The following is a 22,608-nucleotide window of genomic DNA, read 5'->3' as shown; positions in this document are numbered from 1 at the left end:
CCCACATCTCAGCGGGAGCGTTCGCGGCAGTTCCCAGCTCACCCGGACAGCTACCGGCGCTATCCAGCTGATCTCCCAACAACCTTCATGCAATCCAAGGAGTTTCAATCGGGCCCGGCGTCGTCCGAGACTCCGCCCGCGAGGACGGTCGGCCCGCTACCATCGGCCTATGGTCCAGGCCTGGGCAGTGACAGTGCAATGAGCCTCACCAGCGGCTGGTTGCCGATAACAGTGCAGATTCTGACGCTGGCGATGCTGGTTGCCGCCATTGCCTGGCGGTCACCGCAGTGGCTGTTCCGGTGGGTACCCATTGCGCTCGGCGCGGGCGTGGTACTGGCGGTGATCGTACGTTTGTTCGTCAAATTCCAGGGCTGGTCGGAACGGGCAGCGTCAGCGGGCTCGGTGTTCTGGGTGGCGATGACGGGCTTCGCCATTGCGATTGCCATTCTGAGTTGGAGCGGCACCCTGTGGTGGCGACGAGCGCTCTCGGTGGCCGCGGTCCCCCTCAGCGTGATTTGTGCCTTGCTGGCCCTCAACACTGCGACTGGATACTTTCCGACGGTGCAGTCCGCCTGGCAGCGGGTCACGGGCAGCGAGCCGCCCCAGTTGATCGACGAAGAGACTCTGGCGGCGATGCAGCGCGACGGTGAGCGGCCGACCCGCGGCACACTCGTGCGGGTAAACACTCCCGACAATGTGTCGGGATTCAGACACCGACCGGAGTTGGTGTATCTCCCGCCGGCCTGGTTCGCGTCGAATCCACCACCCCAGCTTCCGGTCGTCATGGCCCTCGGCGGCGAGTTCAGCCATCCCGAAGACTGGCCCGAGTCGGGCGGAGCGCTCAAGACCCTCGACGAGTTCACCGCGCGACACCACGGCAACGCACCGGTGATGGTGTTCCCCGATTCCACCGGCTCGTTCAGCAACGACACCGAATGTGTCAACGGCCCACGTGGTAATGCCGCCGATCACCTCACCAAAGAGGTTGTGCCGTTTATGGTCTCGAAGTTCGGCGTCAGCGCCGACGCGGCGAACTGGGGGCTGGTCGGCTGGTCGTCGGGCGGCACCTGTGCGCTGACGCTCGCCGTCACCCATCCGGAGTTGTTCAGTGCGTTCGTCGATCTGGACGGCCAACTTGGGCCCAACACCGGCACGAAGGCGCAGACCATCGCCCGGCTCTACGGCGGGGATGCGCAGGCATGGGCGGCATTCGATCCCCAGACCGTCATCCTCGAACACGGCCAGTACCCGGGCATGGCGGCGTGGCTCGGCGTCTCGGATGACACCGCGACCGTCTACCGGGCGGCCGGCAACACACCTCCGCCCCCGGAGGCGATCGCCAACTGGGATCCATACTCCGAAGATCACGCCGACAACGCGAACAAGTTGTGCGCGTTGCTGAGTGGCCACGGCGTCGAGTGTTCGGTGTCGAGTTACTCGGGCTCCCACGACTTTCCCTCAGCGGGCAAAGCATTCGCCGCAGCACTGCCCTGGCTGGCGAGCAAGATCGGCACACCGCAGGTGCCACCGACGCCCCTGCCCGGCGCGCCGCAGGACTAGTCGTGTCCGGCCGGGGCGGGAGAAAAATCAAGCCGACGGCGTTCCGGGACCGCAACGACGACGAGCCGTTCAATGCGTCCGGCGTGGTGCAGGTAGACGCGCGTCGGTTCGTGTTCGTCGACAACAATGTCTCGACGGCGGTTTTCGAGCTGGAGTTCGATGCCGGCGTCGACGAAGTGCGAGACATCCGGCGACGTCGGCTGATGGGCGTGACGGAGGCACAACTGGGCGATCCAGAAGGATTCGCACGCATCGACGCTAACGGCGAGATCTATCTGGTCGCCACTTCGTCGTTGGCTGTCACCGGCAAGCGGAACATCCGGGACGGTTTGGTACGGATCCACTACACGCCCGGGGGCGATCTACCGGCCGAACCGATGCCCGGCTTCCGCGATTGGCTGCTCGGCCAGGATCTACTGCGCGCTGAACACTACGAACAGAAGCCGGACGCGGGCGGGCTGAACATCGAAGGCCTCACGTGGGATCCGGCTGCCGGCGTACTCGTGTTCGGTCTGCGCGGGCCCGCAGTTACTGACTGTATCCGGCTCATCGAGGTACCCGTCGACGCCGGCGGCGCCCCGTGGTCGACGGCCTCGCTGGGTCCGCCGTCAATCCTGCATGTCGGCATTCCGAGTTCGGCCGGCTTGCAGGGTGTTCGCGACATTTCATACGACGAAGACACCGGAGACTTCATCCTCCTGCTCGGCCGTGCCCTCAGTGACGGCGACGAACCGTTCCTTCTGGCCGTCTGGAACCGCGATCGCAACGATCTGCACATCCTGGATACGAAGTTCCACAAGTCGATGAAACCGGAAGGCATCACGACGTTTTTCGTGGGCGGCCAGAAGAAGATGCTCATCGTCGATGACCGTGGCGGCTACGCCGTGATCGATCACTGAAACTGTTTGCCTTTTTGGCAACTTTCCTTGGCAGATCGCCTCTCGGCGCCCATCATCGGACAGGTGGACAAGCTCTCGGATTCGTTCTCAGACCCGAACTCCGTTGCTACGTATGCGGACCGCCCCCCGAAGCTGGTGCCCGGTTACTACGCCATGCAGCGGATGGCGGCCATACTGCTGGCCGAGCGTGTGCCTGCGCGCGGCCGGGTGCTGGTGTTGGGCGCCGGCGGCGGACTGGAGCTCAGCACATTCGCTCAGGCTCATCCCGAGTGGACTTTCGACGGCGTCGACCCGGCTCCCGAAATGCTGCGGCTGGCAGAAACCACGTTGGGACCGTTGATGTCACGCGTCCGCCTGCACGAGGGCTACATCGACGACGCCCCGCCGGGGCCGTTCGATGGCGCGGCCAGCTTGCTGACCCTGCAGTTTCTCGACCCGGACGAGCGTAGGCGCACGGCCGCACAAGTGCGCCGCCGGCTGCGGCCCGGGGCGCCGTTCGTGGTCGCACACTTCAGCTTTCCGTATTCCAACGACGACGACCGCGCGTTGTGGCTGTCCCGGTACGCCGCCTTCGGAACAGCATCGGGCATCGATGCCGCCACCATGGCCGACGCGCACGCAGCGATCGACGCTCGCCTCCACATCCTGACGCCCGACGAGGATGAACAGGTGCTGCGCGACGCAGGGTTCGCCGACGTCACCCCCTTCTACACAGCGTTCACCTTCCGCGGATGGGTGGGCTACGCGACCGATTGAGAGGATGTGCGGGTGTTCGAAGATTTCGAGGTACATCGCTCCGAGAACGGTATCGCCGCGCGGGTCGGGGGCAGCGGACCACCACTGCTGCTCCTGCACGGGTATCCCCAAACGCACGCCATGTGGCACGCGGTTGCGCCTCGCCTGGCGCAGAACTTCACCGTGGTGGCAGCCGATTTGCCCGGCTACGGAGACTCCGAGCCGCCTCCCGTCGAGGCGGATCATGCACCGCATTCCAAACGCGCATGGGCCGCGCAGCTCGTGTCAGCGATGCAGCAGCTGGGGTTCGATCGGTTCGCCGTCTGCGGCCACGACCGTGGCGCACGCGTGGCATACCGGATGGCACTGGACCACCCGCAGCGCGTAACGCGGGTGGCGGTACTCGATATCGTGCCGACGGTCGAGATGTACGAGCGGGCCGACCAGGCGTTCGGCTTCGGTTACTGGCATTGGTTTTTCCTGATTCAGCCAGCCCCGTATCCGGAGACGTTGATGGGCCACGACCCTGACACGTTCTTCGAGGGCTCGCTGATGAAGATGAGCACGTTCGCCCCAGAGGCACTCGAGGCCTATCGCGCGTCGTGGCGTCGTCCGCCGACGATTCAGGCGATGTGCGAGGACTACCGCGCCGGGTTCGGCATCGATTCCGATCTCGACCGCGCCGACCGCGAGGCCGGACGAAAGATCACCGCGCCGCTGCTCGCGTTGTGGGGCACCCGCGGCGTGATCGGTCGGTGGTACGACCCGCTGGCACTGTGGCAGGCGTGGGCCCGGGAGGTGTCCGGAACAGCTGTCGACGCAACGCATTTCCTGGCCGAGGATCAGCCGGATGACGTCGCCCGCCTGCTGGAGCAGTTCATGGGCTGACGTCGCTGACCGCAGCAGGCCCCTCCCGATGGTGCTTTGGAAGGGGCCTGCGTGCGGTGCTGGGTTATTCGTTGGCGCCCTTGGCAGAGTCGTTCGACGCCCCTGCCTTCTCGGCCTTGTTCTTCTTCAGCCCGTTGGTCGCCTTCTTGACTGCCGACTTCATCTGGTCGCGGACGGTCTTGGCGGGGCTGTCCCCCTTGACGTGCGCCTTGCTCGAAGCCTTCGGCGATGCCTTGGTGGACACCTTGGCGGCCTCTGTCTCCGGCGCCTCGACTGCACCGTCAGCTTCGGCGCCAGAAGCGTTGTCTGCGTTAACAGCTGGAGCGGACTCCGTCGTCGCGATCTCCTCGGTTGCCGGCTCGGCCGTCGTCGCAACGTCCGCCGTGGTCGCCGCTTCGATGGCCACCGGGGCCGGTGCGATCAGCGACTTGGTGGTCACGACGGTGCTCTTGGGCGTGATCGCCTTGAGTGCGTTGACGAAGCCGTCCGCGGCGTAGTTGCCCATGCTGATCGTCTGATCGATTTGGAAGATCGCACTCTCGGTGAAGTCGGCGACGCTGTGCTGTACGGCATTCACCACATTGACCAGATCACCGGAAGCGACCGCATCCGCCACATCCTGGGCTCCGACGAGGAGCTGCTTCACCACGGCCCGCGGCTGCCCGTCCAGGTCCATCCCGACACCGACCGTTGCAGCGGCCAGTCCGATCACCGTGCCAAGGGCGGCCTCTGACGCAGCATTGATGATCGGTTGCGGAACGTTGAGTACATGCCCGATGGCGTTGATCTGAGGACTCACCGCGAAGACCAAGATGTTGATGATGGATTGCATCCCCGCCTGCACCAAGCTATCGAGGGCGGCGCCGGCATCGCCTTCGGCGACCAGCGCCGCTGCGACCTGCAGCGCCTCGGGCAGTCCGGCACCCAGCTCACTGAGGGCTGCGCTGAGCGCGGTCGCGGCAGCAGATGTGGTCTCCCCGAGCGCGATCAGGTTGGGGCCGAAGGCCGCGGCGGCGGCCTTGCCGTCCTGGATGGCCTTTATACCGACGTTGATCGGGTCGGCGGTGTAGGCGTCGGAGAGGGCGATGGCGTTGGCGATGAGCTGCCGCGGGATCGGGGCGGGATTGGTGGTCTGGCGTTCGATGACGTTGCTGATCAGCGTCTGAGTGGCGGTTGCCACCGGCTGGAACACGGTCAACGGGTTATCGACGGCAGCGGTCAGAACCACCGGCAGATTTACCTGCGGTGCGGCCGGAGCTACGGGGCTGACTGCGATGGCGCTGGCACCTACGAGTGCCACCCCCGCGGCCAGATACGACCGGGCTGCGAGTTGCATTGAATCTCCTTACGGGAGCGTAATTTAGGTCAGCGCAGAAGTTACCTGAAAGTAAGTTGTGTTGTCTGCAAATTTTCTCAACCTTTTTTCAGGCGTCCAGAACGCTCGTACTGCTCCGCAAATGCCGTCTCGTCATCTGTGATCTTGCTGGTAATGCCGATTTTCGGCGTCCATACCACATGATTGCGCAACGGCAAGTAGCGATACGTCCGAGCAGTTCAGACGATCAGTAGCAAATATATGACGGCCTATGCCACCAGGTTGCCAGCGAAGGGCCCGACGATAGGTGTGATCCGGTTACCCAGCGGTAATGTCGTCGCGTTGTCAGATGGGCAGTTAGCGTGCACACATTGGACAATCGAGTGTGATGTGTAAAACATCGGACCGCAGACGCGACGGCGAACACTCCGGTGGCCAGTGCCGGCGGTATTCGTAGGTTTACCCGGATCAGCAACCAAGTGGCAGGCTCGGTCACCGTCAAAAACTACGGATTTCGTTGTCAGCGTTTGCCGGTCGACCGCACCCAGAGCGGCGGGAGCACGCCACGTTGGCCGCGCATCACCGCACGCCAAACTCAGGTAGTTCACTACTCGCGAACGGTGGTGAGCACCGCCGTACGTTCCTTTCATCGAAGCGCCAGACCGTCCGACGCTGAGGTCAGAGGAAGTTCAACATGAGCGTTTTCAAAACGGCTACCGCCGTCAAGCGCGGAGCCACAAAACCGGCGACAGCCACCCATACCGCTGCGCCAGTATTGATTACCGAACAGGAAGTGCTGTTCAGCACAGCAGCGAGCATGCCGCTGCCACGTCGTCGGCATATCGCCGACACCGTCTACCAAGTTGCGAATTCCGTTGTGGCGCACTGGCAGACCCGAGCAGAGCGCCGCCCCGTTCGGCGGGACCGCCCGTCCCACCTGGGCTATCTCGAACACTCGATGATGTCGCGGGAGATGGACCGGCTCTGAACGGATCCGGCAGCTTCTCAACCTTGACAGGCAAGTGTTTGCTTGCATAACGTGGAGCCGTGGGTGACGTCTTCAAGGCCTTGGCTGATCCCACGCGCCGGACCATCCTCGATGAGCTGACCGACCGAACTGGACAGACGCTCTTCGAGATCTGCGCACGCCTGACGACCAAGCACGGACTGTGCTCGTCGCGGCAGGCCGTGTCGCAGCACCTCGACGTCCTAGAGGCCGCAGGGCTGGTCGAGACCCGCCGCGAGGGCCGGTACAAGTTCCACTACATCAACACAACGCCGCTGGAGCCGATCATTGCGCGGTGGCTCAAGGACCGGGAGGGATGACGTGAGAATCAATCTGACCAGCGTGCTCGTCGACGACCAGGACAAGGCGCTGCAGTTCTATACCGAGATCCTGGGCTTTACAAAGAAACACGATGTCGCGATGGGTAAACACCGATGGATCACCGTGGTGTCCCCACAGGAGCCCGACGGCACAGAACTCGTGCTCGAACCCGACGAACACCCGGCCGCCAAGCCGTTCAAGGAGGCACTGGTCGCCGACGGCATCCCCTTCACGTCCTTCGCCGTCGCCGACGTCGAGGCGGAGTATGAGCGGTTGAGTGGGCTCGGGGTGCGCTTCACCCAACAGCCCGTGAACATGGGCCCGGTGACCACCGCAGTCTTCGACGACACCTGCGGCAACCTGCTCCAGATCGCCCATCAGGCCGGTTAGACCCGTAACGGGTCAGTCGATACGGATGACGTACGTACCGTCCTCGTCGCGCTCGATCTCGTGGTCGAGCGCGTTGACCCACACCGGGGTGTCACGGCGAGAACCGAGAAATGCCCCCAGCACCGCACCGCCCGGCTGGAGGTCGACGTTCCACTCGTCGTCCTGCGCCACGATCGTCACGATCTCTTCGCCATTCGCGCGGCGGATCGAGAGCACTTGGCCGTTGGACTCCTGGTCCTCCAGCTCGGCCTCGTACTCGTCCAGTTCGATCTCGTCAGCGATCTCGTTATCCAGGCCATCCTCATGCACGCCGACGACTGTACTTACCTCACAGAACTGACGGCACCCTGTCGTACGTCACGATGTATACGGTGTCGGTATCCGGCGTGACGATCGTGTGGGTTTGCGCTCCCCCATCAGACCAGTTGTTGAAGACCAGTTGCCCGTCGTCGACGAATTGCGGTGAGGGCGCACCGAGTACGCGCTCCACCCCCACGACCGACGTTTCGGTGTAGGACCCCGTATACGGCTTGCCGTCGATGGTGAACGTCGCGTCTGGGTCGCTGGCGGTGAACGTCTGGGTGACGGTGTTGGGATAGACGTTGGCCGTTTGAGTCGTCGACACGCCACGGCTGTCGGTCACCGTCAGTCTGACCTCATACCAGGTGTTTGCGACATTGTGCGGGTCGCGCGGCACGACGATACTGCCAGTCTGGCTGACGATATTGTCCGCGACCGGATGGATGTGGTCGGCATGATGGAACACCACGGTCCACTTGTAGGCATCGTCCGGGAGGGGTTCGTCGTCCTTAGCCGTGGCGCTGAACGTAATGGTGTCACCGGCATTGTATTTCGAGTTGTCGAGTGGTTCGCCTTCCAGTGTCGTGATAGTGACGTCGTACGGTGCGGTGGTTCCCACGGTGACTGTCTGAGTGGCCTGGCCCGTCTTCTCGCCGTCACTCACTGTCAGTGTCACGTGGTAGGTGCCATCAGTGGCGTAGGTCTTCGTCGCGTTGGGCTGTGTCGAAGTCGTACCGTCACCGAAGTCCCAGTTGTAGGTGAGCGTGGTGTTCGGATCGGGGTCGCTCGATCCCTGTGACGAAAAGTCGACGGTCAGAGGCGCTTCGCCACTGCTCGGGGTTGCGGTCACGACGGCCGTCGGGGCCCGGTTGCCCCCGGACGGGGCGATCACCGAGAGTTCACCCGGGTAGATGTTCAACTGGTAGATGTTGCCGTCCGGCCCTTGAATCAGCCGCACGGGTGTTCCGGCCTGCCCGTCCAACGTCTGCTCGCTGACGAAGCTCGTGTAGCCCTCGTCGAAGGTCAGTACCTTGATCCAGCCCAAGCTGTAATCGGCGATGAAGACCTTGCCCTGGTATTCCTCGCCCAGGGTGTCGCCCGTGTACACCAGAACAGATGCAATCGAGGCCGACCCGGACGGCGAGAGGGCGTGGGTGTACGCGTAGACGGGGTCGACGTAACCGCAGCCGACACAGTTGCCTTCCGCGTTCGGCCAACCGTAGTTGGCGCCCTTCTGAAGGACATTGAGTTCTTCCCAGGCAGTGTCGCCGACGTCGCCCACCAGCATCTGGCCGTTCGGTGCAACGTCAAACCGGAAAGGGTTGCGCAGACCGTACGCCCAGATTTCCTGTCGGGCACCCGGTGTGTTGTAGAAGGGATTGTCCGTAGGGATCGATCCGTCGGGATGGATTCGCAGGATCTTGCCGTGGATGTTGGTCAGATCCTGTGCATTGGTGCTGACCGAGTTGTCGCCCTTGGCCCAGTAGATGTAGTCGGGGGTGCCGTCGGGATTGTCCTGGTAGTAGATCTCACCGCCGTGGTGCACGGGCCCGGCCGCCTCGGTCGACGCCACCAGCTCCAGCTCGGAGGCGAGGATGGCCGCCGAATCACCGGAAAGAGTAAGGCGCGAAAGAACATCCACGTTGTCGCCCCGGGTGTACGACACGTAGACGTAGTGGTTCTCCGCGAAGTTCGGATCGACCTCAATGCCCCCGATACCGCTCTCGAAGTCGGTCTGTGCCGGCAGTGTCACAAGCGTGGTCGTGCCTTGCCCCTCCTTGTAAAGCTTGATCGCTCCGCCCTTTTCGGCGATGAGGATCCCGCCGTCGTCCGGGTTGTCCGGATCGTCAGGCAGGAAACGGAAATCCACCGGTTCGGATAGTCCCGACACGATCACGGTGCGTTCGAGGTCTGGCGGCAATCCCTGTACTGGCCCCCCGCAGGACTGGGTCACCTGCTGCAGGCTCACCACCCCCCAACTGGTGACGGCCTGCACGACATCGGATACCGGTGGGCTGGACAGTATTTGATCGGTCTGCCGGCGTACCCACGCCAGCACGGCCCACAACCCCGGTGATTCGGGGGTTTCGCCCGGTTCCGGTCCGGCGGCAAGCGGCCCAAGGATCCGGTTGACCAAGCTGCCGATCTGTTGCACGACCGGTGCGACCTCGTTGAAGACTTTGCAGAAGCAATCCCAGGCTTTCCTGATCGGCTCGGGTGAATCCGGCCCCGGGATGGGAAGTGGCGGGATTGTGATCGCTCGCGGCTCCTCGGCCGTCGTCACGGCCGCACTTACCGTGGGCTTGACGAGCGAGGCGGTGTCATCTGCCTGCGGTTGCGGATCGACGGCCGCGGCGGTTAGAGCGTGCTGGATGCGCTCGAACGGCCGTTTCCACGGCGCGTCGTCGTTGTGGCTGGAGCCGTCTTGAGGATCGCTCTCAAGAACCGGTGCCGCCGCAGGCAATATCGGTGTGACGTCGACGTCGGCTGGGGCGGTGTCTTCGACTTCGTCCTCGGCGGTGTCGCCGGCGTCTTCCTCGGCGGTGTCGTCAGCGACATCTTCGTCGACGATGTCTTCTTCGTCACCCGCGGTGTGCGCACCGCCCGAACTCCGGACGATCACGCCACCGTCGAGCGTGACAATTTTCTGACGCGACGTCGAGTTATCGTCGGCGGATTGGCGTGATTTACCGGTGGTCGGTTCGGACGCACCCGATTCGGATGGGGATGGCGGCAATGTGTCCGGTTCGGTCGATGCGGTATCCGTCTCGGCGGTTTGCGCATTCGATTCCGTTGGACCGGACTCCGACGATTCAGCCGAGGCCGAATCCTCGGCCCAGGCCACGCCGGGTGTGGTGGCGAGGGCACCGCCGACGCCCAGGGCGACGGCCAAAGCCCCCACGCGGGCAACGTGTTTGGCATACGTGGTGGCCACCGCTGGTTGATGCTTCTGCAGCCCTGCGTCGACCGCTTTCCCCCGCGCCTTTGCTGTCGTCATCACCCACCCCTGTGAGGCACATCGTGGCCACACCGATATCGGCGCATCGCCATTATTTCCATCGCCGATAATGCGGCGCGGGCGATTCTCCATCGCCGAAATACGGGTACTTTCGTTGGCAACTAGTAGTCACCCGCAGATTGGATATCAGCAAACCGCCCAGCCGCTGCGACGAGAGGCCGTCCGTCCCAGCCCCCGGACCGGATCTCCATCGTCCGGCACCGCCACACATTCACGGGAGGTTTACCTGTACCTTGCACCGGGAACAACGGACGCCACGGCGACGTTCCCCAAGCACCGGTCTGGAGAGGGAGGATCAGCATGGCTACCGACTACGACGCACCACGTACCAAGGAAACCGACGAGGCTACCGACGAGTCACTCGAAGAGCTGGCTACTCGGCGCGCGTCTGCCGATACTGCGGTGATCGACGAAGACGAGGTGGTCGATTCGTTCGACCTGCCCGATGCGGACCTCTCCGGTGAGGAGCTTTCGGTACGGGTCATCCCGAAGCAGGCGGATGAATTCACCTGCTCGAGTTGCTTCTTGGTGCAACACCACAACCGATTGGCCCTGCAGCGCGGCAACGAGCAGGTCTGCATCGACTGCGTCTGACGAGCGGTTCGGCAAAACCGCCCAACGTCACGCCGCGTAGTTCCTATTCTCGAGCTGCAGACCGGCAGCGACGGGGGAACGAACGCGGATGACCGACCACGCCACGGCAGATGCGCGTCTGACCAATCACGCGTACCACTTCGACCGCCACACTCCGCAGTATCGGGACCAATTCGAGGCGGTCACCTCGGAGATGCTCGGATCGTGCCCACTCGCATGGACGGACACCTACGGCGGGCACTGGGTGGCCGCGGGCAGTAAGGCCGTCTTCGAACTGGCACGGTGCCCGCATATCTCGAATGATCACGACATCAGCGGCGAACGCAACGGCTACCGCGGAATCACTATCCCGACTGCAGACTCCAGCACACCGTTCCGCGCCGGCATTCTGGAAATGGACGAACCAGGACACCGGACCTACCGCACACCGCTCAACGGGTACTTGTCGCCGGCCGCCGTACAACGGTGGGTCCCCGTCGTCGACGAACTCGTCAAGGCGTGCCTGGACGAGAAGATCGAAACGGGCAGCATCGACTTCGTCGACGACCTCGCGAACATCGTCCCCGCCGTACTGACGTTGGGGCTGTTGGGCGTACCGCTCAACGAGTGGGAGATTTACTGCGAACCCGCCCACGCGTCGGTGTACACGCCCGCCGATTCCCCGGACGCCAAACGCATCTTCGACCTGTCTATCGCCTCGGCGGTGCACATGATGGGCCATGTCGCCGTCATCCGCGAGACGCCGCGGCCTGGTCTGATCGACGCCATGGTCCGGATGCGCGTCGACGGCCAGCCTGCACCCGATCACGAGATTCTCGGCATGCTCATGCTTCTCATCGGTGGCGGATTCGACACCACGACAGCGCTGACCGCGCACACCTTGGAATGGCTGTCCCAACACCCCGATCAACGCGAACGACTCAGCCGGGATCGAGACACGTTGCTGCACAGCGCCACCGAAGAGTTTCTGCGGTTCTTCACCCCGGCACCGGGCGACGGCCGCACAGTCGCCGGCGACATCGAGCTGGACGGTGTCACCCTCAAAGAGGGTGAGCGGCTTTGGTTGTCGTGGGCGATGGCGAACCGAGACCCCGAGCTGTTCGAGAACCCCAACGTGGTCATGCTGGACCGAACAGGCAACCGTCACTTCAGTTTCGGACTCGGGGTACACCGCTGCATCGGCTCGAACGTCGCCCGAATGGTCTTCAAGTCTATGCTCACCGGGGTGCTCGACCGGATGCCCGACTTCCGCTGCGATCCGGCGGGCACGGTGCACTACCAGACCATCGGCGTGATCCAGGGCATGCAACACCTGCCCGCCACTTTCAGCCCCGGCCCCCGGCTCGGACCGGGCCTTGATGCCACTTTGGAGAAACTGCAGCGCATCTGCGACGACCAGGAACTCGCGTCGCCGATCACCGTGCGCAAGGCTGCTGCGGTCATCGACTGACTTACTCGCGAAACACCTACCTCAGCATTGCCGTGAGGCGGAGGAGGTGCAGCCTCCACCAAATACATACATGTGCGCAATTGCGCACATGAGTGTAGAAAGGAGGCATGCCAGAGGCTTCGAACCCACGGTGGCTGTCGGGTGCGTTGGCCAACAAGGTGTTTCGGCGATTGTTCGCTGCGCAGGCCGTGGCCCTGGTGGGCACCGGCCTGTTGACGGTCGCGCTGGGTCTGTTGGCCTATGACCTGGCGGGCAGTAACGCGGGTGCGGTGCTGGGCACCGCCCTGGCGATCAAGATGGTCGCCTATGTGACGGTGGCACCGCTGATGGCGGCGATCACCGACCGCATCTCGCGCCGGGCACTGTTGGTGGGCACCGACGTGGTGCGCGGCAGCGTGGCGTTGATGCTGCCGTTCGTCGATGCGGTGTGGCACATCTATGTGCTGGTTTTCGTACTTCAGGCCGCCTCGGCCACATTCACCCCGGCGTTTCAGTCGGTGATCCCCTCGGTGCTGGTCGACGAGGACGACTACACCCAGGCGCTGTCGATGTCACGACTGGCCTATGACTTGGAATCTTTGTTGAGCCCGATGCTGGCCGCCGCGCTGCTGACGGTGATGTCGTATCACTCCCTGTTCATGGGCACCGTGGCCGGTTTCACCGCCTCCGGGGCGCTGGTGCTATGGAGCCGACTCCCGGCGATGCCTGTGCCCGCGCGGCCCGCCCTGCTGCGCGACCGGATCCTCGTAGGGGTGCGAGTGATGGGCGCTCACCAGGAGTTGCGGGTACTGCTCGCGTTGAATCTCGCGGTCGGTGCGGCGACCGGGCTGGTGGTGGTCAACACCGTCGTCTACGTGCGTGACCTGCTCAGCGCACCGCAGTCCGGGCTCGCCGTGGCGCTCGCCTGCTACGGCGGCGGGTCGATGATCGTCGCGCTGACCGTACCCAGGCTGCTGCGCACGATGAGCGACCTGCCGGTGATGCTCGCCGGCGGGATGATCGCCGCGGCCGGCCTGGCCGCCACCACCCTGTTCGTCGTGAGTAATCCGGCCCCGCCAGCAGGCTGGGTCGCCCTCGGTGGGTTGTGGGTGGTGCTGGGCGCAGCGACCTCGATGGTCAACACCCCGTCGGCGCGGCTGCTGCGCCGCAACTCGACAGTCGACAACCGCACTGCGGTGTTCACCGCCCAATTCTCGCTGTCGCACGCGTGTTTCCTGCTCACCTATCCCATCGCCGGGTGGGTGGGCGCCACACTGGGTCAAACCGTTGCCGCGCTGCTGCAAGCCGTGGTCGCTACACTCGCCGCAGCGATCTCGCTCACGCTCTGGCGGCCGGCCACGGGTGCGGCCGGTCAGCAAGAAGGTGATGCAGATGACTCCAACAGCACCACGCGAACCGCTACCGACCCTGTCGCCGCGGGCCAGTCTGCGCCATGACATCGAGCCCGACCAACAGCGCCTCGACACCGCCAGCGACCTATTCCGCATGTTGGCCGACTCCACCCGACTGCACCTGCTGTGGCTACTGGCCCAAGGCGAATCCGACGTCGCCGCACTCACTGCCGCTACCGGCGCCACTCGAACCTCGATCAGCCAGCACCTGGCCAAACTGCGCTTTGCCGGACTGGTAGCCACCCGCCGCGACGGCCGTCACATCATCTACCGGCTGGCCGACGGCCACCTCACCCGCTTGGTGCAGGAAGGCCTCAACCATGCCGACCACCGTGTCACCGGGGAACCCGCGCACCCCTAGTGGTCCACCGTTGCCGGTAAGCGCGTTCTGGGCGTCCATCGGAGGCCGGGCATCTCGTCCGAATGCTCTGAGTCCAAACGAAAGACGTGAACCTACTCGTCTCCGGCATCCGACGCAGGTTTCGTGTCGGCGCCGCCATCCCTCTTATTCTCGGTGTCCTTATCCTTGGTGTCCTTCTTGACGCCGGCGGTCGCCCGGTCGCTCAGGCGCTTGACCGTCGTCTCCACCCGCTTCACCGCATCCTTGACCGGGGTCGCGCGGACCGGCTTCTTCGGTGCGTCAACTGAGTCCGTTTCAGCATCCAACCCTGGTGAAACATCGCTCTCCGCAATGGGTTTGGGCTCATCCACTGCTTCTGGCCCGGTCGCGGCGTCAACCACGGCGGTGCCGACCGTCGTCTGCTTCTCGGACCCGGCGGGGGCGCCGAGGGCGACGGACTTGAACGGCGCGGCGAGAGCCAACGTCGCATTGACTGCGGGGGTGCGCAATTCAGAGTTGTCGAAGGTGGGCGGGGGTGGCGGCTCGGTGGCGAGCGCATCGGCGATCCCCCGCTGCGCGGATTCGATACCGTCGATGATCGCCCCAGCGCCGTCACCGAGGGAGATCAGAAAGTTCCGCGTTCCATCGATGGTGGCATCGGCGATGTTGCTCAGATTGAAGGTAAGGACGGCGGCAACCAAGTCTTGCGTGCCCTGAATGAACGCCGTCGCGACTCCGCCACCGGCATCAAGGAATCCGTTGGCCACGTCGATGATCGCTTGGGGCCGCGCCTCCGACAACGCCGCCTCCACCAAGAGGTACTTCTGGTTGCGCCAGATCACCGAGTCCAATAGCGGCTGCCCAACGGCGATCACCGAATCACGCACTGCCTCCCCGAATGTCTCAAGGGCTCCGACGAAGTCGAGGTTGAGCAGCTCCTGAATGATCTCCACGGTAACCCCGGGGATGGCCACCAGAGACTCAACCAACCCGATGCCGGCCTGGGCAAGCCCGGAGAGGTAAACCGCCCAGTTCTCGGCCCAGTTGCGGAGGGACTGCCGCACGATCGGCAGCGTCAGGATGTAGGGGATCTCGATGTCGGTGAGTTGAACCTCAGACGAGATCGCTTTCGTTGCAACATGTACGTCCTCCACCGGCCACGACGGCGAGACCGGTGCCATCGCCACCGCACTCGCGCCGACGAGCGCAACTCCCGTGGTGAACCACGGGCGTACCGAGATGTCCATGCGCAACCCCAATCCTCCGAATTTGCTGAAGACCAAGCCGAACTGTAACCCGGGGCGCACACCCCGGGCAGGACAAGCACAGAACGTTCATCTTCCCAAGTGCGGTTCAGAAGTCGGGATTCGTGGCACGCGAGGTCGGGCCGGGCCGCCAGGACCGCAGGGTACGCAGCAGGGTGTTCTTCTTGTACAGGTGCTCTTCCATGCGATCCAGAATGCTGGCCAGCGTGCGCACGGCGTCGACGATATACGGGCCTTTGTTGAGCATCACGCACTCAGCGCGGACACCCATCGATGCGTCGCTGACCTCGGATCGCGCCGGTCGGCCCTTCTTGGCCAACTGTTCGAGCACCTGGGTCGCCCAGATGGCAGGCAGATGAGCGGCTTCACACAACCACAGCACCTCCTCCTGTAATTCGGCCATCCGTTCGTAGCCGACCTCGACGGCAAGGTCGCCGCGCGCAATCATCACGCCCACCTTGCGCCTCGCCATGGCCGCCATCACCAGTTGCGGCAGATTCTCGAAGGCCGGGCGGGTTTCGATCTTCAGCACGACGCCCAAGTGGTCGGCACCGATCCGGTCCAACTCGGCGAAGAGCCTATCGATGTCGCCCGGCGTGCCGACGAACGAAAACTCCACCACGTCAGCCACTTCGGCGACAATGCGGAGATCCTGGATGTCCTTGTCGGTCAGCGCCGAGATGGGCAACTCCGTGTCAGGCACGTTGATGCCTTTGCCTCCCTTGAGTTTTGCCGGTTTCAGTGTCGGGTGCTCGATACGCACCTCAAGAGTGTCGGGCTGGGCCTTGACGATGGTGCCGCCCAGCTTGCCGTCGTCGAAGAACACTCGCTGCCCTGTTCGCGCATGGTCGAACACTTCGGGCAGCGTGCAACCGATCCGCGGCGTGTCGGTTTCGGTGGGCGCCGGTGAGCAGTCGCGGGTCAATCGCAGAACGTCGCCGTTCTGCAGTCGCAGGCTGTCGTCTTCGCCTTCCAGCGGACCTGTGCGCAGCTTCGGTCCGGCGAGATCCATTGCGACGGTGCAGGATGGGTTTGCCTCCCGCACGTTGGAGGCCATGGCGCGCCATGCGGCCGCGTCGTCGTGCGCGCAGTTGATGCGGGCGACGTTCATACCGTGCTTGACGAGATCGGCGACGAGAGCCGTGTCATCAGCCGCCTCCGATGGCAACGTCACCATGATCCGCACACCGCGGTCGCTGGGAGACGGGCCGAGGAGGTCGGCGGCGTTGCGCGCAAGGAGTTCCGCGCCTTCTTTGACTCCCACCGCGACGTTATCGGGCGGCACATAGGCCCTACCCGCCATCGACTTGAGCGCCGCCGAAACCAGTTTGAGCGTGGCCTGCACATGCGCCTCACTGCGGCCGAGTGACGACAATCCCAGCTCGGCCAGGCGGCTTTGCAAGTCGCGCAGGTCCGACTGCCTGATCGCCCAGTAGTGCGCAAGATTGATCGCGCTGCGGCGATGCTCGGGCGCGGTGCGCTCAATCCACGACGACCATTGCCGCTCCGCGTCATCGAGCCTGTCGAGCAGCGCGTCGACGTCGCGGCGAAGTTCGTCGAAGTCGGCCTTGGTTTCCGTGTCGGGTGCCATGAGCATTGATTTGCCCTGGCCGCCGGCGCTCAAACAACATGCGACGGCACGCGTGCCTAGGCGCTCGACGCGCGAAGCCAGGTGTCGATGTCGCGGAGGGCGACGGACGCCATGGTGGTCGGGTGAGATGTGAAACCGTGCGGCGCTTCGGGGTAGATGCGCAGGTCAATGTCGACGCCCGCGGCTGACAGTCGAGCGGCCATGGCCATGTTGTCTTCGAGGAGGATGTCGGAGCTGCCGACGATCATCAGGAGTGGCGGTAAGCCGCGGAGGTCGGCGTAGATCGGGGACACGTCCGGGACGGTGCGATCGGGCACCTGGCCGACATAGGCCTCGAGGAAATACTCGCCGGTGATGAGACGGCCTGCTGGCGTCTGCTCACTGAGATCGTAGGTACCGCATTGCAGGACTGCTCCCGCGAAGGGATCCAGGCCTCGATCACGCAGGCGCAGCAAGGTTGTTGTCGCGAGGGTCGCTCCGGCCGAGAAGCCGCCGATCATGAGCCGGGTTGTCCCGAACCGGCTCTCGGCCGAATCGATGAGCCACAGCGCGACGGCTTCGCAGTCGTCGGGCCCGGCCGGCCACGGATCCTCAGGGGCCAGCCGGTAGTCGATGCTCACCACCGCGAGTCCGAGGCTGTCGGAGAGGTGTCGGTTATATAGGTCGTTGTGAGCGGCGGAGCCCATGTAGAAGCCGCCGCCGTGAATGTCGACGAACACTCCCGTCGGCTGGCCGCCTACAGGCGTGATGATCCGGACCGGCACGCTGCCGCCGCCCCACTCGACCACCGCGGTCTCGGCAGGCGGATCGCACGGCGCGGCAGCGCTCCGCCGGGCGCGGACCTCTTGTAGCCCGTCCCAGCCGCTCGGGCCACGCGCATCGGCCTGCCCTGCACGAAAAGTACGAACTTCCTCTGCATGAGGCGCCAACCGAGGGTCAATCAGTTCGTCGAGCCCGAGTTTCACCGACGCCACGGTAATGCGGCCCACGCCACGTGATCAGCCCGACGCGCAGGCGTCACCCTGTCTTTCGGCACAGTGACCGCGCGGCCGCCACAGCCACCGATATCCCGACGCTCAACGCGAACACCGCAACCACGGCATGCCGAGTTCGATCGGTGTCAATGAAGGCCCATAGCTGCAGCCCCCCGGCGACCAGAGCCAGGACGCCGAACGCCAGGCCCGCGAGTGCGAGGCGCCTCTGTGCCATGTCCGCAGTGTAATGCCTTCGCGGGAAACGGATTTGAGCCAGCACAGCTGCCTGTGGTTATCGTGGGGTATCGGCGAATGGAGGCAAAATGAGTTCCGAGACGCAACCCGACAGAACCGGTGCCGGCACGACTGTCACCGAGCACCCCGACCGGTTCACGATCGCGGTCGACGGCGCCACGGTAGGGCTCGCCGACTACCACGACCGCGACGGCCAGCGCATCTTTCCGCACACCGAGGTTCAGCCTGAGTACCGCGGTCGCGGGCTGGCGACGATCCTCATCGCCGAAGCCTTGCGTTCCACGCGTGCTGCCGGCCTGCGGATCGTCCCGACGTGCTGGATGGTGGCCGAGTACATCGATAAGCATCCGGAGTATGCGGATATCACTGACTCCCAGTGAGGTGTGCCGGCCAGGGCGTTGAGATTGCAGTCAAGGCTGCGATCCTCGAAGAACCACGACCCTGTGCGCAATCTCAACGCGGCGCTGCCTGAGGAGTCACCAGGAATTTCTCCCCCGTCGCGCGCTTGAGATAGCTGTTGTACGCGTCGGGCTTGAGCATGCCGGCCAGCGACACCTCCCGGGTGTAAGAACTCGCGAACGTCGTGGTGAGCTCCGCGGCCACGCGGGCACGAAGCCTGGCAAGGGTGTCCTGCCCCGCACTGGAGAGGAACGGCGTGAGCAGCCAACCACCCACACCCCATGTCATGCCGAACTTTCTGGTGAGGACGGTGGGGCCCGTGTCGAGGCCGCCGTAGATGTAGACCTGCTTGTGGACGGTCGAACCGTATCGGGAGTACTCCGTCGCGGTCGCGTTGGCGGCCTGCTCCATGCCGTTGAGGATCTGACTTGCCAGGGTGCCTCCACCAATGGCGTCGAACGCCAGCGTCGCCGATGTCACCTTGAGCGCCTCGACCAGGTCCGCCTCGAACGACGGTGACGCCGAGTTGCAGACGTAATCCGCCCCCAACCCACGCAGCAGTTCTTCCTGTTCGGCCTTGCGGACAATGTTGACCAGCGGCACGCCGTCGGCAAGGCAGATCTTGACGAGCATCTGGCCGAGATTCGACGCCGCAGCCGTGTGAACCAGTCCCGAATGTCCTTCGCGGCGCATGGTTTCCACCATTCCCAGCGCCGTGAGGGGATTCACGAACGACGATGCGCCGTCCTTCGCCGTCGCCCCCTCGGGCAGCACCAGACACGCCGCGGCATTCATCACCCGGTACTCCGCGTACATCGCGCCGCCGGCGATCCCCACAGTCCTGCCGAGCAGGGCTTGCGCGTGCGCAGAATCCCCCGCCGCCACCACGGTGCCCGCGCCTTCGTTGCCCACCGGCAACGACATACCGACGCGTGCCGACAAACCTGCCAGTGCCCCTGACGCCAGCGGTGCGGTGACGATCGGACGCTCCGGCGTACCGGCGACCGTCGCCGCCGACATGTTCGCACCAGGGATGAGCAGAGCCAGATCCGACGGATTGACCGGCGCCGCTTCGACCCGGACCACGACTTCGTCGGACGCCGGATCTGGAACGGGAACCTCATCCAACGACAGCTCGAGCGTGCCGTCCGTGGTCACCAACGACCGCAATTCCAAAGCAGTCTCGGGTAGCGCTTTGGTCATGGGTGTACCTCGTTCCTTGCCTCCACCACCAATCCTGCCCTACACCGGGCAGCTGCCCCCTGAGAACAGGTCGCAGGTGGTCTGCAGGCCGTTGAGCACTCCGGCCGGGATGGCGGTGACGAAGTCGGTCACGCTGATCGCGCGCAACGACGTGAGGTCGGTGGCCCGTTGGGAGCCGATCAGCACCGCCACTGCGTCACCCTCCGGCGTGGAGATGATGAAAGAGTCGTCGCCGTCGCCGTATTGGCCCGCGCAGTCGCTACTGCAGGCCCCGGTAGCGGGATCGATCTTCTCGTCGAACATGTCGTTGATCCACCCGGTGGACAGTTCGCGGACCGCCAGCGGGTTCTGCGGCTGCGGGAATCCGGCGATCGCGTAGGCGGCGACCTGGATGAGCGGATTACCGCCCTGCATCGGGTCCATGTGCACGCCGTCTTCGAGCACCACGCCGGTGAACTGCCCGGGCCTGGCCTCCGACAGCTGGTCGTTGACGTCGCTGAACACGTTCAGGAAGTTCAGCGGGGCGCCGATCTCGTAGATCGGGATGTAGTCGGCTGGGTCGTCGTCGCTGGGGTCGGCGGTCCCGTTCGTTTCCAGCTCGTCCAACCGGTCCATGGCGTCGGGGATGATCGAGCCCATCGGCACCGCGTCGTAGATCACCGCGCCGTCGAGATCGTTGGGTGCCTCTTCGCCGGCCGCACGCCGCGCGACCAGGCCCTCGGCGTAATACCCGGCAACCCCGGGGGCGAAGCCGCCGCCCAACGAGTGCCCGACGAGGACGAACTGCGTCGGCACGTCGACGTCGCCGGTGCGGCCGGCCTTCAACTCCGCGGTGTCCATGCTGGCGTTCAGCGCCGTGCGTTCCGGGTCGAGGAACAGCTGAGCGACCGCCTCGTGCAGGTTGTCGCCGCCCAACCACATGCCGTCGGCCTCGAACGGGTTGGACGTGAACGTGGTGGTGACGACGATGCTGTTGGTCTGATCGGCCAGATACGACGCGGTATAGCTGTAGAGCGGCCCGTTCGCCAGGAAGCCGTGCTGCAGGTAGATCAGCCGGGTGGGTGCCGGTTCCCCCTCCGCTGAGGTGGGGAAATACCAGTTGGATTCGACTTCGTGCCCTTCGGAGATGACCAGCGTGGACGTGCTGACCTCGACCGAGTCGCGCAGTGCCGGCGGTACCACCGGGTCGCCGCCCACGGCCCGTTCCAGGGTGGCGAGGGTGTCGAAGACGACGTCGCCGATTGCCGACAGCGGCTTGGGATAGTTCTGCGGCTCGGGATTGAGCACCAGCGCGCCGAGGCTGCGCAGCACGTCGTGGATGGTCTCGACGGGATCGTCTTGGGCCGGCGTCGCGGCGGTACGCAGCGTCTTCGCGACGGGGATGTCGGGTTGTTCGGCAGCCGCGTTGAGTCGCCACGCCGGCTCAAGGCGCTCACGTGGTGCGGCGAGCGCCGACCGGATGCTGATCGGCGGCCGGACCCGGACTTCGGCGGTGCGCGGTGCGGTCTCGATGACGTTGCGCGTGGTGTCTTCGATGCGCTCGCGGGCCGTATCGCCGATGTCGCGTGCCACGTTCTGAACGTCGCGGGTGGAATCCTGAATCGCGGTGCGGGCCTTCGCCCGAACCGAATCGGCGAACTGGCGCGCAGGCCGGTCGGATTCCTCGGTGCGCGTTCGTCGTTGTTTGGTGTTATCGGTCTTGTCTGCGCTCGTACTGTCCGCGGCTTCGGGTTTCGCCCGCTGCTTCACCGAGCGGGTCTTCCGGTGGTTGGGCCGCTGGTTGTCGTTCTGCGTTGCCGACGGTTTCGCGTCTTGCTTCGACGCGCCGTCCTCGTCGGCGTTGGCGGTCCCCGCACCGGCGAGCACGGCCGCCGACAGTCCCGCCGTGAAAACTCCGGCACCAACCCACGCTGCTACTCGCGTCATTCCCACTCCCCCTGTGTCGAACCTTTAGCGACGCTAACGGGTCAGCGCGGGGTTCCGGGCGAGATTCGGCGAGATCAGTTGGTGCGCAACAGCGTCGTCGACCCGGGTGCGGTGACGCGCGGTCAGGAGGCCAGCGAGTTGCCTTCTCGCGGCGTCGAGCTCGACCCGCCCCGGATCCGCGGCCGCAGGCCGTAGTCGTCCGGGCGGAGCGTGAGGTCCCCGTAGCTGGCGAGGTCTTGTTCGGTTCCCAGCGTGAGTTCGACCGCGGTCTTGGCCTGGAAGAGCGCTATCACCGCCTGCTGATGCTGTTCGGTACCGAAGGAGGTGAGTGCCAGCGTGAGCTTCCGGTCGACGTATTGCGCCGACCGCTGTAGTTCCGAATCGGCCGGCTCAGCCGGGTAGGCATCGGTGCGCTGCGGGGCTGTCTCTGCGCCGAGTCTGCTGTACCAGCGGTGCCCGAGCGCACCGAGAACGCCGGCGCACACCGGCACCACCATGACTGTGCAGAGCACGCCCAGAGCGTTGTCGAGCGCGATAGCGCCGGAGATTCCGAGGAGCAACGCGAGGACCGCAAGCGAGAACAGCTTGGCCGCCGGAGGCACCACTTCGAGCCGACGCCACATCTTCGCGGCAGCGGTCGCGCCGTATCGAGCCGCGCCCGCGATGAACCCGGCGACGCTGGATATGGCCCTGGACAGGGCGCGGCCGATGTCGTCGGTCTGCTCGCGGCTGAGCGGAGGCTTCGGCATCGACCACGAGCGCTGCCGATTCGACGGAGCTGGCCCCG

22 protein-coding genes are annotated in these 22,608 nt (G+C 64.8%); 12 read left to right on the top strand and 10 right to left on the bottom strand.

Translation table 11 applies throughout. The features are described 5' to 3' along the window. Positions 1-198: 198 nt before the first annotated feature. From ABQF30_RS21645 to ABQF30_RS21630, 4 genes are all read left to right on the top strand, one after another. Positions 199-1,560, top strand: coding sequence for an alpha/beta hydrolase (locus ABQF30_RS21645; protein ID WP_448467571.1), 1,362 nt, complete (start codon positions 199-201; stop codon positions 1,558-1,560). Between the two features lie 2 nt (positions 1,561-1,562). Beyond that, a complete protein-coding gene (locus tag ABQF30_RS21640; protein ID WP_448467569.1) occupies positions 1,563-2,459 on the top strand; it encodes a YjiK family protein in 897 nt (298 codons plus the stop codon). 63 nt (positions 2,460-2,522) lie between these two features. Next, positions 2,523-3,215, top strand: a complete 693-nt coding sequence (locus ABQF30_RS21635) for a class I SAM-dependent methyltransferase (RefSeq protein ID WP_448467567.1) — start codon at positions 2,523-2,525, stop codon at positions 3,213-3,215. A gap of 12 nt (positions 3,216-3,227) precedes the next feature. After that, the gene (locus ABQF30_RS21630) at positions 3,228-4,082 is read left to right on the top strand and encodes an alpha/beta fold hydrolase (RefSeq protein WP_448467565.1); all 855 of its coding nucleotides are present in this window, start codon (positions 3,228-3,230) and stop codon (positions 4,080-4,082) included. A gap of 64 nt (positions 4,083-4,146) precedes the next feature. On the opposite strand, the gene ABQF30_RS21625 is transcribed toward ABQF30_RS21630, so the two are convergent. Continuing rightward, entirely contained in the window at positions 4,147-5,418 is a 1,272-nt protein-coding gene (locus ABQF30_RS21625) for a hypothetical protein (RefSeq protein ID WP_448467563.1), read from the bottom strand. A 673-nt stretch (positions 5,419-6,091) separates the two neighbouring features. Between ABQF30_RS21625 and ABQF30_RS21620 the strand changes: the two genes are divergently transcribed. The 3 genes from ABQF30_RS21620 to ABQF30_RS21610 are packed head-to-tail and all read left to right on the top strand — an operon-like array spanning position 6,092 to position 7,114. Then, on the top strand, positions 6,092-6,385 hold the full coding sequence (locus ABQF30_RS21620) for a hypothetical protein (protein ID WP_448467561.1): 294 nt from the start codon (positions 6,092-6,094) through the stop codon (positions 6,383-6,385). Between the two features lie 59 nt (positions 6,386-6,444). Continuing rightward, positions 6,445-6,723: an ArsR/SmtB family transcription factor gene (locus ABQF30_RS21615; protein WP_448467559.1), complete on the top strand. Its 279-nt coding sequence runs from the start codon at positions 6,445-6,447 to the stop codon at positions 6,721-6,723. 1 nt (position 6,724) lies between these two features. Beyond that, entirely contained in the window at positions 6,725-7,114 is a 390-nt protein-coding gene (locus ABQF30_RS21610; protein WP_448467557.1) for a VOC family protein, read from the top strand. A gap of 12 nt (positions 7,115-7,126) precedes the next feature. Here the strand turns inward: ABQF30_RS21610 and ABQF30_RS21605 are convergent, their stop codons facing one another. After that, positions 7,127-7,423 carry a hypothetical protein gene (locus ABQF30_RS21605; protein ID WP_448467555.1) on the bottom strand — a complete coding sequence of 99 codons (297 nt, stop codon included), beginning with the start codon at positions 7,421-7,423 and terminating at the stop codon, positions 7,127-7,129. Between the two features lie 19 nt (positions 7,424-7,442). Next, on the bottom strand, positions 7,443-10,412 hold the full coding sequence (locus ABQF30_RS21600) for a PQQ-dependent sugar dehydrogenase (RefSeq protein ID WP_448467553.1): 2,970 nt from the start codon (positions 10,410-10,412) through the stop codon (positions 7,443-7,445). Between the two features lie 321 nt (positions 10,413-10,733). Between ABQF30_RS21600 and ABQF30_RS21595 the strand changes: the two genes are divergently transcribed. The 4 genes from ABQF30_RS21595 (at position 10,734) to ABQF30_RS21580 (ending at position 14,229) form a co-directional block, all read left to right on the top strand. Further along, entirely contained in the window at positions 10,734-11,027 is a 294-nt protein-coding gene (locus ABQF30_RS21595; RefSeq protein WP_448467551.1) for a DUF4193 domain-containing protein, read from the top strand. A gap of 88 nt (positions 11,028-11,115) precedes the next feature. Further along, positions 11,116-12,477 carry a cytochrome P450 gene (locus ABQF30_RS21590; RefSeq protein WP_448467549.1) on the top strand — a complete coding sequence of 454 codons (1,362 nt, stop codon included), beginning with the start codon at positions 11,116-11,118 and terminating at the stop codon, positions 12,475-12,477. 107 nt (positions 12,478-12,584) lie between these two features. Continuing rightward, positions 12,585-13,913: an MFS transporter gene (locus ABQF30_RS21585; protein ID WP_448467547.1), complete on the top strand. Its 1,329-nt coding sequence runs from the start codon at positions 12,585-12,587 to the stop codon at positions 13,911-13,913. Continuing rightward, a complete protein-coding gene (locus ABQF30_RS21580; protein WP_448467545.1) occupies positions 13,849-14,229 on the top strand; it encodes an ArsR/SmtB family transcription factor in 381 nt (126 codons plus the stop codon). Before ABQF30_RS21585 ends, ABQF30_RS21580 begins: the two co-directional genes overlap by 65 nt. A gap of 92 nt (positions 14,230-14,321) precedes the next feature. Here ABQF30_RS21580 and ABQF30_RS21575 read toward each other — a convergent pair whose 3' ends face one another. From ABQF30_RS21575 to ABQF30_RS21560, 4 genes are all read right to left on the bottom strand, one after another. Further along, entirely contained in the window at positions 14,322-15,455 is a 1,134-nt protein-coding gene (locus ABQF30_RS21575) for a hypothetical protein (protein ID WP_448467543.1), read from the bottom strand. Positions 15,456-15,561: 106 nt separating this feature from the next. Continuing rightward, entirely contained in the window at positions 15,562-17,064 is a 1,503-nt protein-coding gene (locus ABQF30_RS21570; RefSeq protein ID WP_448467541.1) for a pyruvate kinase, read from the bottom strand. Positions 17,065-17,120: 56 nt separating this feature from the next. Further along, entirely contained in the window at positions 17,121-18,029 is a 909-nt protein-coding gene (locus ABQF30_RS21565) for an alpha/beta hydrolase (RefSeq protein WP_448467539.1), read from the bottom strand. 52 nt (positions 18,030-18,081) lie between these two features. Further along, positions 18,082-18,273 (bottom strand): hypothetical protein, encoded by a 192-nt coding sequence (locus ABQF30_RS21560; RefSeq protein WP_448467537.1) that lies wholly within the window; start codon positions 18,271-18,273, stop codon positions 18,082-18,084. Between the two features lie 88 nt (positions 18,274-18,361). Here ABQF30_RS21560 and ABQF30_RS21555 point away from each other — a divergent pair, with 88 nt between their 5' ends. Next, on the top strand, positions 18,362-18,673 hold the full coding sequence (locus ABQF30_RS21555) for a GNAT family N-acetyltransferase (RefSeq protein ID WP_448467535.1): 312 nt from the start codon (positions 18,362-18,364) through the stop codon (positions 18,671-18,673). Between the two features lie 73 nt (positions 18,674-18,746). On the opposite strand, the gene ABQF30_RS21550 is transcribed toward ABQF30_RS21555, so the two are convergent. The 3 genes from ABQF30_RS21550 to ABQF30_RS21540 form a co-directional block, all read right to left on the bottom strand. After that, positions 18,747-19,895, bottom strand: a complete 1,149-nt coding sequence (locus tag ABQF30_RS21550; protein WP_448467533.1) for a zinc-binding dehydrogenase — start codon at positions 19,893-19,895, stop codon at positions 18,747-18,749. A gap of 39 nt (positions 19,896-19,934) precedes the next feature. After that, positions 19,935-21,821, bottom strand: a complete 1,887-nt coding sequence (locus ABQF30_RS21545; protein WP_448467531.1) for a hypothetical protein — start codon at positions 21,819-21,821, stop codon at positions 19,935-19,937. Between the two features lie 122 nt (positions 21,822-21,943). Beyond that, on the bottom strand, positions 21,944-22,570 hold the full coding sequence (locus tag ABQF30_RS21540; protein ID WP_448467529.1) for a hypothetical protein: 627 nt from the start codon (positions 22,568-22,570) through the stop codon (positions 21,944-21,946). Between the last annotated feature and the right edge of the window lie 38 nt (positions 22,571-22,608).

The organism is Mycolicibacterium sp. XJ870 (assembly GCF_053483975.1).
Note: the sequence above shows the minus strand (reverse complement) of the source record. Positions and strands in the feature narration are given on the sequence as shown.